Source organism: Mycobacterium sp. (assembly GCF_049585075.1).
Taxonomy (GTDB): Bacteria; Actinomycetota; Actinomycetes; order Mycobacteriales; family Mycobacteriaceae; genus Mycobacterium.
Genome location: NZ_JBAUZA010000307.1, coordinates 1 through 13,532, shown reverse-complemented (window position 1 = coordinate 13,532; position 13,532 = coordinate 1). Strand labels below are relative to the sequence as shown.

The window sequence follows — 13,532 nt, the reverse complement described above, 5'->3', positions numbered from 1 at the left end:
GTTCTATGGCGCGCCGGTAGTGGCCGTGGTGACGATCATCGTTTCGTTTTTCACGGCGCAGCGCCGGTGGGGCATCGTGGTGCCGCTGTTGGCATTGGCACTGCTGGCCGCCGACATCACCATCCTTGCCGTCACCGTCGCGCAATAGCCGGCCGCAATATCTAGCGCGGCGGCAAAAAGCCGCCGGGTGACGGCGGCCCGGACGGCCACGGCTGTGGCGGCGGCGGCCATCGAGATGCCGCGGTGGGCCGCAACCGTGCTAGCTCCCGACGGTGTCGTTCGGCCAGCACGGCGGCCAAGGCGAGTTGCGGCGGAGTTCCGGGCGGCGGTGCAGGCGCGACCCGGCTCAGCACGTCACCGGCGATCCGGTAAGCCATCTGGTCGCGTAGCCGCGGATCGAGTTGCGGTGCGCGGGCGAGGAATTGGCGTGCGATCTCGGCCTGCTCGGGGCTCAGCCCGGATAGCTGGAGCGACGCAGCCCACCAGGCCAGCGGCGGTGGCATCAAAGGCAATGGGCCCAACTTCGGTCCGCGTTCGCTGATCACCACCGTGCCCGCGAAGACGTCGCCAATCCGTTTGGCTTTCGGCGAGAGCATGCTGCAGATCACCGCCGGGCTGCCTAACAACATCCAGATCTCGACGACCGAGGCCAGTCCGCGAAACAGCGCCTGGCGGAAGCGCTCCGGGCCGCCGTCCTCCGACACCACGCGCAGACCCATCACCAGCTTGCCTACCGACCGACCACGTGTTGCGGTTTCGAAAATGACGGGATACCCGACAAACACCAGCACGGTGAAGATGATGATGATCGCTCCCGTGACCGCATCGTCGAATTGAGTCAATGTGACGGCCCACAACATCAGCGCCACCAGATAGCCGATGACGACGACGACGATATCGATCAGCGCTCCGACCGCCCGCACCGGCAGTTGAGCGATCGGCACGTCGAGCACCACGGCGTCCCCGGTCACCACCTGCGGCATACCGCAAACGGTACCTGGCTTCTCGGCTGCGGTGAGTTTGCCGATAACGCTAGGCTGCGAGTGGTGGATGTCGACGCGTTCGTGCTCGCTCACCGCGACACCTGGGACCGGCTCGAACATTTGGTGAAAAGTCGCCGGCGCTTGACCGGTGCCGAGATTGACGAACTCGTCGAGCTCTACCAGCGGGTGTCGACGCACTTGTCGATGCTGCGATCGGTGTCCTCAGATTCCGCCGTGGTCGGCAGTCTTTCGAGTCTGGTGGCGCGTGCTCGAGCCGCGGTTACCGGCGCCCACGCTCCGTTGTCCAGTGAATTCATTCGGTTCTGGACGGTGTCCTTTCCGGTGGTGGCTTACCGCGCCTGGCGGTGGTGGCTGGCGACGGCTGTGCTGTTCTTCGCCGTCGCCGCGGCCATCGCGGTGTGGGTGATCGGCAGCCCCGAAGTCCAAGCTACGATCGGAACACCAAGCGAGATAGACGAATTGGTCAACCATGACTTTGCCTCGTACTACAGTGAGCACTCCGCTATCGCGTTCGGGCTGCAAGTCTGGCTCAATAATTCCTGGGTTGCGGCGAAGTGCATCGCATTCTCGGTCGTGCTGGGTGTGCCGATTCCATTTGTGTTGTTCACCAACGCTGCCAACCTCGGAGTCGTGGCCGGGCTGATGCTGCAGGCCGGCAAGGGCGACATCATGCTGGGGTTGCTGATCCCGCATGGCCTGCTGGAGCTCACGGCGGTGTTCCTGGCGGGTGCCGCTGGAATGCGGCTGGGGTGGTCAGTGATATCACCGGGTGACCGCCCGCGCGGCCAGGTGCTTGCCGAGCAGGGTCGTGCCGTCGTCGCGGTCGCAGTCGGCTTGGTGGTGGTGCTGCTTATCTCGGGTGCCATCGAGTCGTTGGTGACCCCGTCGCCGTTGCCCACAGCCTTGCGGATTGGCATCGGAATCCTGGCCGAGGCAGGGTTTTTGACCTACATCGTGTACTTCGGCCGACGCGCGGCTCGGGCTGGCGACACCGGCGACATCGCCGACGCGCCGGATGTGGTTCCTACCCGCTGACCCAGCCGCTGACCCCCGCCGAATGTGGGGTTGTGTCACGCACATCTGCGAAACGCGTGCATCAAGCCCGCACTCGGCGAAACGATTAGAGCCGCCCGGTTGCTTTCATCGCCAGGTAGCGGTCGGCCAGCGCGGGCGCGAGTTCGGCGGGCGCTGCGTCGATGACCTGCACTCCGCTGTGTCGAAGCCGCGAGGCGATTGCGTGCCGATCGTTTCGGGAATGTTCGGCGGCCGCGGCGTCATAGACCGCGGCCGCATCAGCGCGCCCGGCGGCAAGCTGGTCGACGCGCGGGTCGGCGACAGCGGCAAGGATCACCCGGTGCTTGGCCGAGAGCTGGGGCAGTACCGGCAGCAGACCCTCGTCGAGACTGCTGGCGTTGAGGTCGGTCAGCAGCACCACCAGCGCGCGCCGCCTGGTTCGGCGCAGGATCGTGGAAACCATTGCAGTAGCATCGGATTCAATCAGCGCTGGTTGAAGCGGAGCCATCGCCTGGACCAGCCGGGCCAGCAGTTCGGTTCGCGACGCTCCGAATACGCCGGCCCGGGTCATCCGGTCGTGCGCCAGGAAGTCCACGTGATCACCCGCTCGGGAGGCGAGAGCCGCCAGCAGCAGAGCGGCGTCCATCGACCAATCCAGCCGGGGCCAACCACTGGGATCGATCGCCGTTGGGTCGACACCGACCCGGCCGGCGGCCGTGCGACCGGTATCGAGCACGATGACGACCCGCCGGTCGCGCTCGGGTCGCCAGGTCCGCACCACGACGTCGGCTCGACGAGCAGTGGCGCGCCAGTCGATTGAGCGGACGTCGTCACCGACGACGTACTCTCGCAGCGAGTCGAACTCGGTGCCCTGCCCTCGCGTCAGCGTTGGCAGCAGGCCGTCGATCTCCCGAAGTTTGGCCAGGCGCGCGGGTAGATGCTTGCGCGACAAGAACATCGGAAGCACCCGGACCTGGCCCACCACCGGATGTGACCGCTGACGGCCCGCGATCCCCAGCGGACCGATAGACCGCGCGGTGACCACCGCCGACCGCTGATCACCGCGGCGGACCGGGCGCAAACAGGTGTCCACCCGCTGCACCCGGCCGGCGGCGATGTCGACGGAGTGAACAGGTGGTTCAGCCCGCGCACTGGGAGGCCAGGCATCGCGAATCTGCCCGCGAAACCGTCGCCGTCCGGCATTGTGAATGAGCACAGCGGCATTCACCGCCTCGCCGAGCCGCACCGAGCCGTTCGGAATGCGGGTGTACTGCAACTTCGATGGGCTTGCCGCCATACTGATGTCAGCGATCACCGCGACGGCCAACGCCGCCAGCAGTATCACAAAAGATGTTGCCGGCCAGGGTGATAGCACAATGGGTAGACCGCAGATGACTGCGATCAGCCCGGTGCGCCCGGTCAGGATCACTAGCGTGGCACCGGCACCGAGGCCAAAATCCCGTCGAGTACGCCATCGGGGGTGGCGCCCTCCAGTTCCGCCTCCGGCCGAAGCATCACCCGGTGCCGCAGCGTCGGCCGGGCCATCGACTTCACGTCGTCGGGGGTGACGTAGTTGCGCCCGGAGAGCCACGCCCACGACCGCGCAGTGGCCAGCAATGCGGTTGCGCCGCGCGGTGACACACCGAGCTGCAGCGCCGGTGAGTGCCGGGTGGCGCCGACGATGTCGACGATGTAGCCCAGCACCTCCTCGGCGACAAGCACCTGACTTACCGCCTCGCGGCCCGCTGCCAACTCGGTCTGCCCGGCAACCGGACGGATCGCCGACAAGTCACGCGGATCAAAGCCGTGCGCGTGGCGGCCGAGAATGGCGATCTCGGCACCGCGCGGTGGCAGTGGCACAGTCAGTTTGAGCAGGAACCGGTCCAGCTGCGCCTCCGGCAACTGATAGGTGCCTTCATATTCGATCGGATTTTGCGTCGCGGCAACGATAAACGGGTCGGGCAGCGCCCTCGGTTCGCCGTCCACGCTGACCTGACGCTCTTCCATCGCCTCCAGCAACGCCGCCTGCGTCTTCGGCGGCGTGCGGTTAATTTCGTCGGCCAGCATGAGATTGGTGAAAACCGGGCCGCTTCGGAACACGAATGCGGCGGTGCGAGTGTCGTAGACCAGCGATCCGGTGACATCGCCAGGCATCAAGTCCGGTGTGAACTGGATACGCTTGAATTCCAGTTGAAGTGCCGCGGCCAGCGAGCGAACCAGTAGCGTCTTCGCCACCCCTGGCACACCTTCGAGCAGTACGTGGCCGCGGCACAGCAGCGCGATCACCAAACCGGTGATCACGGCGTCCTGCCCGACGACGGCTTTGCCGATCTCGCCGCGCAATGCCAGTAAGGCTTGGCGCGCCGATTCCGCCACCGGCGGCTGGGCGGAGGTTGGGCGCGATTGGGTCATCGTTGTGCGACCTGCCTTTCGATGTCGTCGAGTGCACGGGCAAGCTGTACCAAGTCAGCATCGGAAACTGGTGATGGACCAAACAGAATGTGCCGCGCCGACTCCGCGTGAAATCCGCTGCGTTGCGCAACCGCGGTTGCCACCGCGGGCGCCGACGTGTCGGTGCTCAAGCCGAGTCGGGGGTGCAGGCGCTGCAGGGTGGCGGCCCGTAATGCTTGCGCTGCGCGGTCGCGCGCTCGTCGCGACCGGTATAGCCGACCGCGGCCCTCGACCGTCTCCGACGCGCGCACAACCACGGGTAGCTCCTCGGCGACCAGTGGACCGATTCGACGACCCTTCCAACACGCAATCAGCAGCACTGCTAGCCAGAGTTGCAGAACCATCCAGATGACGTTATCCGGGATCAGCCCGAAGATCGTTGTTGAACCCGAAGTTTCGCCTTCGACCCGCTGCGGGGCATACCACACCACGCGCGGATGCTGGCCGGCGAGATTCATTGCCAGCGCCGCATTGCCGGCCTTCAGCAGACCTCCGTTGGTCATGAAGTCGGTACTGCCGACCACTGTCACCGTGCGATCGCCGTCACGGTAGCGGACCAGGGCTCCGCCATAGCAGCTGGTAACCGCACGGTGACCGGCAGCATGAAAGGTGTTGGACGGTCCGAAATCTACCGAGCCCGCCCGGTTGGCTTCACGCAGCGCGCAATTCGGCTGAGTGTCCTGCATACTGGCGCCCTTGCTGCGGATACCGGGGGCAAGAGCACCGCGGGCACGGGAGGTCGGCTCGACCAGCAGCAGATCGCCTGGCGCGGTGGCCAGCCGATGTAGCACTGTGTCGCTGGTGACGCGCTGGGTCTGGGCGAACAACAGTAACGTTCCCGGTTGTGCCGCGTTTTCGGCTTCGGCGATGCTGGTGGCGACCACGACGGTCACACCGCGGTCCCGCAGCAGCGTGACCAACGCGTGCGCGCCGTCGGGTCCGGTCGAGGCCGGGTCCATCACTCCGCCGGGACGCGGCGCGGTCAGGTAGGTGCCGATCGCTGCGACCGCGCAGACGGCCGCGAGCACGAGCAACACCCACCGCCATGACCACCGTTGGCGCGCTGGGATTGTCGTTCCTGCAACCGTCATCGAACCGGTGCCCATGCATCGACTGGGGCGGACTCACCGAACTGGGGTCGGCCTGCCTGAGACCGGAATCGCAGGTGGTCATCAAGGTCGACGATCAACTGGTAGGCCACTTGTGTCCCTGGCATTTCACCGTAGGTGACATCGTTGAATGCGGTTGCCGCTTGCGACAATTCGGATGAAAGATGAGGCATGCGAGCGCCAGCGTCACGGGCCAGCTCGTTGGCGGTACGGCCGGGCGCCGGTTCCAGTATCCCGCTCTCCTCGAGACCACGGGCCACCGCCCGCAGTCGATGTCGAATCGCTGCCGACCAATTGCCTTCGGCAGCAAAGCGTTCCGCGGCAGCACGATGCTGGTCGGCGCTGAGCTGGCCGGTATCGAACAGCTGATAGTCACCACCATGCGTGCGCATGGTGCGCCGCGCGACGCGGACGGCGATCACTACCGCGACAATCAGCAAGGTAACCAGCACGCTGACGGTGAACCATCCGCCCGGTACGGTAGAGCCCTTTTCGATAAGCCGGAAAAGCAGCTGGTGAATCCATTCATCCAACCGCTGGCTCAGCGACCCCTTCGGGTAGGTCGGTTTGTCGAGTTCGCGCTGGGCGGCCTGGTGCGCGGGATCGCGGTCGATGTCGATGGCGGGCAATTTCGGCTCGTCCCTACGCCGGCCGGGTCAGCCAGAGATAGTCGGTGGAAGCCGCGGGCCGGGTGTGCGCGGGGCCGCCGGCGGCGCCGGTCTGCAGGACCAGATCGAATGCCTCGGCCCGGATCCGGCGGTCGGTGTAGAGCAAGGCAACGACGCCCGCACTGAATGGCGCAGTGATGATTCGGCCGATCGCCGAACCGACGGCCCCCACTGTCGCACCGACCAGCGACATGCCACTGGATCCGATCAGCAGCGCACCGACGAAATTGAACGGCGCCGCGACCGCGTTGCCGACCAAAACCACCACCAGCCCGGTCAGCATCTGGATGCCGAGCACACGCCAAAAGCTGTTGCGGACCAACGCAAATGACCGGGTGATCGCATCGATCACCGGCAGCCGCTCCAGCACTATCAGCACCGGTGCGAACGACAGCACCGTGTAGAAGTAGACCACCGTCGCTATCGACGCCAGCCCTAGCGGCAAACCGATCACAACGGCCGCGGCGGCGTTGCTGGCGGCGGCGACCGCCCCGATGATCAGTCCCGCCACGCCGGCCAGCAATATCAGCCCAACCAACTCCAAGGCCACCAGGCCCAACAAGGCAGGCAGCCGCCCGCGAATCTTGACCCATGTTTCGCCGGGGCCGATTGTTGAGCCGAACACTGCCCGGCCCACGACGACCGTGAGCATGCCGCTGAGCAGAACACCCGCCAGCCAGCCGACCAGGCCGGCTAGCGCAGATGACAGCATCCAGGCCGCGACATCACCCCCGGTCAGGTCGTCGGACGGGGCTGTCCGCAATCGGCTGGCAGCGGCCAGGGGACCGACGGTGGCGGTCAACGTGATGATTTGCGTGCTCACCACCACGATCGCAGTCAGCCCCAACGTGGCCTTTGCGTTGGTCCGGATGTAGGCGGCGGCGCCATTGAAAATGTCGCTGATGCTCAACGGTCGCAACGGGATTATCCCGGGCGCATTCGTTCCCAAACGGTTCGGAGATGGGATGCCGTAGCCGGACGGCACACCGTAGCCAGGCGCAGGCGGATAGGCCGAAGGCGGGTAGGAGGGGTAACTGGGCGGTGGGTAGTAGGCGGGCGGGCCGTAGGCAGGCGGCGGATACCCCGGATAGCCCGGGTAGCCCGCTGGCGGGTAGGCGGGGGGACCGTAGCCGAGTGGGGGGTAGTCCGGGTAGTCCGGGTAATCGGGCGGCGACGCGCTCACCAGGTGGAACCGCCGTCGTCGTCGTTCGTCATTTGCGCCGCTCCTCAGCATCGCTGCGCTCTGCATCGTCGTCGGCGCGCATGGCTCCATACTGTCGAGCACCGGATCATTTCTCAACGTCGTGTTATGCGCACGTATCGCGCTCCGTTGATAGCTGGCGCGTAGCGTCTCAGCAATGGCGGAACTCAAATCGAGACTGCGGGCAGATCTGACCGACGCGATGAAGTCGCAGGACAAGCTGCGTACCGCGACGCTGCGCATGCTGCTGGCCGCGGTTCAGACCGAGGAGGTCTCGGGCAAGGCGGCGCGCGAACTCTCCGACGACGAGGTGCTCAAGGTGCTGGCCAAGGAGGCCAGGAAGCGCAGCGAAGCAGCGGAGATCTACACCCAAAACGGCCGCGGCGAACTGGCGGCCAACGAGCACGCCGAAGCCCGGGTCATCGACGAGTATCTGCCGACCCCGCTCACGGAAGCCGAGGTCGCCGACGTGGTCGACACGGCTATTGCGCAGGTGGCCGAGCAATTGGGCGAGCGGCCAGGCATGAAACAGATGGGGCTGGTGATGAAGGCTGCGACTGCGCTGGCGGCCGGCAAGGCCGACGGGTCGCGTCTGTCTGCGGCGGTTAAGGACAGGCTCTAGCAGCGACGGTCGTTTGCCTCGGCCGTGTGGGGGTATCCAATGCCGTATGACACGGTTTGGCTACACCCTGATGACCGAGCAGAACGGACCCAAAGACCTTGTCCGCTATGCGATTTCGGCTGAACATCGAGGTTTCGATTTCGAGGTCAGCAGTGACCACTTCTCACCGTGGCTGGCATCGCAAGGACACGCGCCCAACGCCTGGGCGGTACTGGGCGCGGTAGCCCAAGTTACCGAGCGAGTCGATCTGTACACCTACGTGACTTGCCCGACCATGCGCTATCACCCCGTGATCGTCGCGCAACAGGCGGCAACCGTGCAGCTGCTCGCCGACGGCCGATTCACGCTGGGCCTGGGCAGCGGCGAAAACCTCAACGAGCACGTCATCGGTAAGGGCTGGCCCGCCATCGTCCAACGGCAAGAGATGCTGCGGGAGGCCATCGAGATCATCCGCGCGTTGTTCAGCGGCGACCTGGTCGATTGGCGGGGCAACTACTACCAAGTCGATTCTGCGCGGCTGTGGGATGTGCCGGATGTTCCGGTCGGTATCGGCGTTGCGATGAGCGGGAAGAAGTCCATCGACAAATTCGCCACCCTCGCAGACCACCTGATCGCCGTCGAACCCAATGGTGACCTCGTGCGCACCTGGCACTCGGTGCGCCAGGGCACGGGTATCGCCGGTGGTGGTCGGGTGATTGGGCAGATACCAATCTGCTGGGACCCCGATCGCGACGCGGCGATCGAGCGCGCCCACGACCAATTCCGTTGGTTCGGTGGTGGTTGGAATGTGAACGCCGACCTGCCGACGACGGCAGGTTTTGCCGGGGCGACGCAGTTCGTCCGTCCCGAGGACGTCGCAGACAGCATTCCTTGTGGCCCGGACCTCGATGCGATTGTCGACGCGGTCCGCCCGTTCTGGGAAGCCGGTTTCACCGACATCGCGCTGCTGCAAATCGGCGGCGACAGCCAAGACCTCTTCTTCAAAGAAGCCGCCGAGCCGCTGCTGGGTGCACTACGGGCGGCGGCAAGTGATGGGAATAGCGAATCGTAAGGAGAATCGGAATGCCAAACTCGTTGCAAGGCAGGAAAGTAGCCATTCTGGCCGCGGACGGCGTAGAGAAGGTCGAACTTGAGCAGCCCCGTGCGACTCTCGGCCAAGAGGATGCGCAGGTTCAATTGCTTTCTCTGAAAACCGGTGAGATCCAAGCACGTAACCACGATCTGGAGCCGGCGGGCACGTTCGATGTCGATCGCGCGGTTTCCGATGCGTCGGTGGACGAGTTCGACGCATTGGTCCTGCCCGGTGGAACGGTGAATCCGGACAAGCTGCGCTTGGACGATTCGGCTGTGTCGTTTGTGCGTGAGTTCGTCAACTCGGGTAAGCCGGTTGCAGCGATCTGTCACGGACCGTGGACGCTGGTAGAGGCCGGCGTGGTCGCGGGCCGAAAGCTCACGTCGTATCCCAGCATTCGCACCGATATACGCAATGCCGGAGGAAGAGTCGTCGACGAGGAAGTCGTCGTCGATAGAAATCTGGTGACCAGCCGATCACCCGCCGATCTGGCGGCGTTCTGCTCGGCGATTGTCGAGCAATTGGCTCATGCGCCGGCGAGCACATAACAGACTTCGCTAGCTCATTGGAGTTTCGAGATCGCGGTTTGTGGGCATGAATCACCTCAAGCCGTGACTAGCACGGCGATCAAGACCTCGAAAGGCCGAAGTGACCATCGCTCACCCCGCACCGTGCGATTCGCTGGATATCGACGGCGTCTATCCGCCGCAACACGACTCGCAATTGCTGATCGACACGCTCGAAAAGACTGAACTGGTTGAGGGTCGACGGGTTTTGGACCTCTGTACGGGCAGCGGTGTCGTCGCAATCGCCGCGGCTGAATTGGGCGCCGCCAGCGTCACGGCGTTCGACATCTGCCCACGTGCAGTGCACTGTTCCCGGGGCAATGCCGTCCACGCGGGTGTCGAGATCAACGTGCGTGAGGGATCATGTTCTGGAGCACTGGATTACGCGCCTTTCGATGTCATCGTGTCCAATCCGCCTTACGTGCCTACCCCGCCGGCGGGCGACACCGACGTGATCCCGATAACCGCAGGCCCGGCGTGGGCCTGGAATGCCGGCGTCGACGGGCGGATGGTGCTGGATCCGTTGTGCGAATCAGCGGCCGGCATGTTGGCCGCCGGCGGCTCCATGCTGCTGGTGCAGTCGGCACTATCTGGCGTCCAACAGTCACTGGAATCATTGCGATCAACCGGACTGCACGCTGAAGTGGTTGCATCCCAATTGATTCCGTTCGGCCCGGTGCTGTCTGCGCGGGCTGGCTGGCTGGAAGTCACTGGCCGAATTAAAACGGGTTGCCGGACTGAAGAACTGGTGGTTATCCGGGCGGACAAGCCATGACTGATCGCACGCGGGTGCAGGTGATACCCAACGGCCCGGTGTTGGTCCCCGGCCCGGTGCGCATCGAGACGCCGAGCGGCGACGTCGTGGAATCCGACCGATTCATGGTGGCCATCTGTACTTGCCGGCGCAGCAAGGACTATCCGTTGTGCGACACCAGCCATCGGCGATGTCGCCCGGCGCGGGCCCGCTTAGCCCAGCGGTCGTCGTAGCGACGTCTGCCCGGCCTTCCACGATGCCATGATGGCGTCGGCTAGCCGATCCTCGACGACAGCGTGCGCGCGGATACCGAACACCACATCGTGATCCAGCTGCGGTTCCCGCGCAACGAGATCGCCCACCACGTCGATGCGCACCACCTGCTCATGGACGGCGTCAGCTTCGACATGCTCGCGGTAAAAGGCGACACATTCCTGCGGCGCCGCCAGCCGCTGCAGTGCCTCGACCAACCGGCGCGACCCTGGCGACGAGGTGATCTCCGTTGATGCGAAATGCCCGATGGCGGCCCCGCGAAACTGTCGGTGCAAGCCGAACAACGACATCAAGTTCACCACCGCCAACGATTCGGCGGGCACCGTGTCGAGGTATGCGAGGTAGGTCGAATCCAGGCCTGCGGCGGTCAACAAATTGGCGAACAGCTGCTGGTGGATTTGCGGGCCCCGCCCGGCACCGTATTCATCGAATTCGACTGCGACGAACGATGCCTTGGCCTGGCCGATCAGACGCGGAATAGCCCACGCGTGCGGATCGCCCTCTTTGAGGTGGTATAGCGATCGGTGCACGAAGTACTCGCGCATCTGATCCCACGTTCCATTGTCGCGCAGCCAATACGACGGCCCGGTCCCGTCAGCGGATTCGATTGAGAGCAGATCCATTTCGGCTGCCGCGGTCTGGCTTGGCTCGATACGGCCTACGTCGCGTCGGATTCCGGCCAGGAAAGCCCGCTCCAACTGCCCGCGCAGATGCAGTAGACCGGGATTCCATTCCCAGGTGGGGTCGACGCCCGCGAAACCCCGGTAGTGCAGCTCGTAGCACATGTAGAGGGCGAGCTGCAGGTCCAAGCCATAGGGATCAGAGTCGAGCATCGAGGGGCCGATGCGAGCCAGCTGATCACGGGGTGCCAATTCGGTGAGACTGCACCGGACGGCCATCGACAACGGCCCGTACGCAGCAGGCAGCCGCGGTTCGACCGTGGTTTGTACTTGGGTCACGCAGCGGTTTACCCGCGAATCCACACCCGTCAAACGCCCGCTGGATACCTACTCCGCGTCGTCGTCCGGCCAGTCACAGCCGGTCAGCTCAACAGACAATTCCCACAACCGACGTGCCATCACCGCGTCGCGCGCTTTCTTGCGCAGCCTGGTCACTTTGGGCTTGCCCCACTGGCTGAAGCGGGGCGCGAGATAGCTGCCGCTTGGCAGGTCGGAGGTCACCGCCTGGATCGTGGATCGCGCGCCGGTGGCCGCGCTGTGGGCCGGAAACCGCCGGATGGTGTGCTCACGCACCCACGGCAGCACACCGGTGGTGTCCCTGGTGATGTCGGTATCCGTCGCACCCGGATCGGTCAGGTAGGTCCGTACTCCGCGCCGTACCAGCTCGCGGCTGAAGAGCATGATGGCTAGCTTGGATTCCCCGTAGGCCGCCCACTTCGAGTATTTGCGGGTGCGCCAGTTCAGGTCGTCGATGTGCAGGCGGCTAAGCGCGTAGGCCGAGCTGACCACCGAAATCACCCGATCCTTAATCCTGTCTGCGAGAAGGCATGTCAGGGCGAAATGGCCGAGGTAGTTGGTACCCATGTGCGCCTCGAAGCCATCGGCGGTGCGTGTCAGCGGCAGACCCAGCACACCGGCGTTGTTGATCAGCACGTCGACGCCATCCACTGAGTCGGCGAACTTTTGCACGCTGGCCAGATCGGCGAGATCGAGATGGGCTACCGCAACATCGCCGGCCATGGTGGCGGCGGCTTGCTCGGCTTTGGGGAGGGTGCGGCAGGCCATGAGGACGCTGTGACCGGCGGCTGAAAGTGCCGCGGCGGTCGCCTTGCCGACGCCGCTGTTGCCGCCCGTGACAATGATTCTCACCGCCCGATCATGCCATTGATGAACCCGTCGACGGATATGGAGTCTTGCCACCGGGGCTAGACTTTCGCTGCGCCGATTGGCGGCGTGATGGCAACTATCTCTTAAGGGAGAAGCATGAAGATCGTCGTGATAGGCGGCTCGGGCTTGGTGGGTTCACAGGTGGTCCAGAAGCTGACGGAGCACAGCCACGACGCGGTCCCAGCTTCGCCTCGCACGGGCGTCAACACGCTGACCGGGGAAGGGCTTGCCGATGTGCTAACCGGTGCCAATGTCGTTGTCGACGTGTCTAATTCGCCGTCTTTTGACGACGATCCGGTGATGGAGTTTTTCACCACGTCGACCACTAACTTACTGGCTGCGGCGAAGTCCGCCGCCGTTGGACACTATGTTGCGGTGTCAATTGTTGGCTGCGATGAGCTGCCCGAGAGTGGCTACATGCGTGCGAAGGCCGCCCAGGAAAAGCTCATCGAAGAAGCGACGATTCCTTACTCGATCGTCCGCGCCACCCAGTTTGCGGAGTTCACCGATGCAATCACGGCGTCGTTAACAGTCGGCGACGAAGTGCGCGTGCCCGACGCCCTCATCCAGCCCATCGCCACCAAAGATCTCGCCGACGAGGTCGCGCGGATAGCCGAAGGCGAGCCGCTCGGCGGTATCGAGAACATCGGAGGTCCGGAGAAGATCTCGTTCGAGCAGATGGCTCGCGATGCGCTCGCCCGGCAAGGCGACGCCAAACCGGTAGTCGTTGATCCCCAAGCGCGTTACTTCGGGACACCGCTTTCGACGGATAGTTTGGTTATCCACTAGCCAGGCCATCGTGCCTACAGAACACTGATTTCACGGTCGGGGTGGCGGGATTCGAACCCACGGCCTCTTCGTCCCGAACGAAGCGCGCTACCAAGCTGCGCCACACCCCGCTTAAAGCCACGACAGCGTATCGCACCCACCCGGCGATCCGCCAAAGTGGAT

15 protein-coding genes and 1 tRNA gene are annotated in these 13,532 nt (G+C 64.6%); 7 read left to right on the top strand and 9 right to left on the bottom strand.

Annotation, left to right across the window (positions count from 1 at the left end; all coding sequences use genetic code 11):
* Window positions 1–161: 161 nt before the first annotated feature.
* Window positions 162–983 carry an RDD family protein gene (locus tag WB785_RS14905; RefSeq protein WP_424080101.1) on the bottom strand — a complete coding sequence of 274 codons (822 nt, stop codon included), beginning with the start codon at window positions 981–983 and terminating at the stop codon, window positions 162–164.
* 63 nt (window positions 984–1,046) lie between these two features.
* Here WB785_RS14905 and WB785_RS14900 point away from each other — a divergent pair, with 63 nt between their 5' ends.
* Window positions 1,047–2,039 (top strand): stage II sporulation protein M, encoded by a 993-nt coding sequence (locus WB785_RS14900; protein ID WP_424080098.1) that lies wholly within the window; start codon window positions 1,047–1,049, stop codon window positions 2,037–2,039.
* 85 nt (window positions 2,040–2,124) lie between these two features.
* On the opposite strand, the gene WB785_RS14895 is transcribed toward WB785_RS14900, so the two are convergent.
* The 5 genes from WB785_RS14895 to WB785_RS14875 are packed head-to-tail and all read right to left on the bottom strand — an operon-like array spanning window position 2,125 to window position 7,480.
* Window positions 2,125–3,447: a DUF58 domain-containing protein gene (locus WB785_RS14895; RefSeq protein WP_424080097.1), complete on the bottom strand. Its 1,323-nt coding sequence runs from the start codon at window positions 3,445–3,447 to the stop codon at window positions 2,125–2,127.
* Window positions 3,447–4,430, bottom strand: coding sequence for an AAA family ATPase (locus WB785_RS14890; protein ID WP_424080096.1), 984 nt, complete (start codon window positions 4,428–4,430; stop codon window positions 3,447–3,449). Before WB785_RS14890 ends, WB785_RS14895 begins: the two co-directional genes overlap by 1 nt.
* Complete coding sequence (locus WB785_RS14885) at window positions 4,427–5,575, bottom strand: DUF4350 domain-containing protein (RefSeq protein ID WP_424080095.1); 1,149 nt, start codon at window positions 5,573–5,575, stop codon at window positions 4,427–4,429. The genes WB785_RS14890 and WB785_RS14885 overlap by 4 nt, the downstream gene beginning before the upstream one ends.
* Window positions 5,557–6,207, bottom strand: coding sequence for a DUF4129 domain-containing protein (locus WB785_RS14880; protein ID WP_424080094.1), 651 nt, complete (start codon window positions 6,205–6,207; stop codon window positions 5,557–5,559). The genes WB785_RS14885 and WB785_RS14880 overlap by 19 nt, the downstream gene beginning before the upstream one ends.
* Window positions 6,208–6,220: 13 nt before the next feature.
* Complete coding sequence (locus tag WB785_RS14875; RefSeq protein WP_424080100.1) at window positions 6,221–7,480, bottom strand: hypothetical protein; 1,260 nt, start codon at window positions 7,478–7,480, stop codon at window positions 6,221–6,223.
* 124 nt (window positions 7,481–7,604) lie between these two features.
* On the opposite strand from WB785_RS14875, the gene WB785_RS14870 reads away from it, so the two are divergent.
* The 5 genes from WB785_RS14870 (at window position 7,605) to WB785_RS14850 (ending at window position 10,694) form a co-directional block, all read left to right on the top strand.
* Window positions 7,605–8,069, top strand: a complete 465-nt coding sequence (locus tag WB785_RS14870) for a GatB/YqeY domain-containing protein (RefSeq protein WP_424080093.1) — start codon at window positions 7,605–7,607, stop codon at window positions 8,067–8,069.
* A 46-nt stretch (window positions 8,070–8,115) separates the two neighbouring features.
* Window positions 8,116–9,120: an LLM class F420-dependent oxidoreductase gene (locus WB785_RS14865; protein WP_424080092.1), complete on the top strand. Its 1,005-nt coding sequence runs from the start codon at window positions 8,116–8,118 to the stop codon at window positions 9,118–9,120.
* Between the two features lie 11 nt (window positions 9,121–9,131).
* Complete coding sequence (locus WB785_RS14860; protein WP_424080091.1) at window positions 9,132–9,689, top strand: type 1 glutamine amidotransferase domain-containing protein; 558 nt, start codon at window positions 9,132–9,134, stop codon at window positions 9,687–9,689.
* Window positions 9,690–9,789: 100 nt separating this feature from the next.
* Window positions 9,790–10,482, top strand: coding sequence for a HemK2/MTQ2 family protein methyltransferase (locus WB785_RS14855; RefSeq protein ID WP_424080090.1), 693 nt, complete (start codon window positions 9,790–9,792; stop codon window positions 10,480–10,482).
* Window positions 10,479–10,694 carry a CDGSH iron-sulfur domain-containing protein gene (locus WB785_RS14850; RefSeq protein ID WP_424080089.1) on the top strand — a complete coding sequence of 72 codons (216 nt, stop codon included), beginning with the start codon at window positions 10,479–10,481 and terminating at the stop codon, window positions 10,692–10,694. Before WB785_RS14855 ends, WB785_RS14850 begins: the two co-directional genes overlap by 4 nt.
* On the opposite strand, the gene WB785_RS14845 is transcribed toward WB785_RS14850, so the two are convergent.
* Complete coding sequence (locus WB785_RS14845) at window positions 10,674–11,633, bottom strand: iron-containing redox enzyme family protein (protein WP_424080099.1); 960 nt, start codon at window positions 11,631–11,633, stop codon at window positions 10,674–10,676. The genes WB785_RS14850 and WB785_RS14845 overlap by 21 nt on opposite strands.
* 108 nt (window positions 11,634–11,741) lie before the next feature.
* Window positions 11,742–12,563 (bottom strand): SDR family NAD(P)-dependent oxidoreductase, encoded by an 822-nt coding sequence (locus WB785_RS14840; RefSeq protein ID WP_424080088.1) that lies wholly within the window; start codon window positions 12,561–12,563, stop codon window positions 11,742–11,744.
* Between the two features lie 114 nt (window positions 12,564–12,677).
* Here WB785_RS14840 and WB785_RS14835 point away from each other — a divergent pair, with 114 nt between their 5' ends.
* Window positions 12,678–13,370 (top strand): SDR family oxidoreductase, encoded by a 693-nt coding sequence (locus tag WB785_RS14835; protein ID WP_424080087.1) that lies wholly within the window; start codon window positions 12,678–12,680, stop codon window positions 13,368–13,370.
* 36 nt (window positions 13,371–13,406) lie between these two features.
* Here the strand turns inward: WB785_RS14835 and WB785_RS14830 are convergent.
* A tRNA-Pro gene (locus WB785_RS14830) sits at window positions 13,407–13,480 on the bottom strand.
* Between the last annotated feature and the right edge of the window lie 52 nt (window positions 13,481–13,532).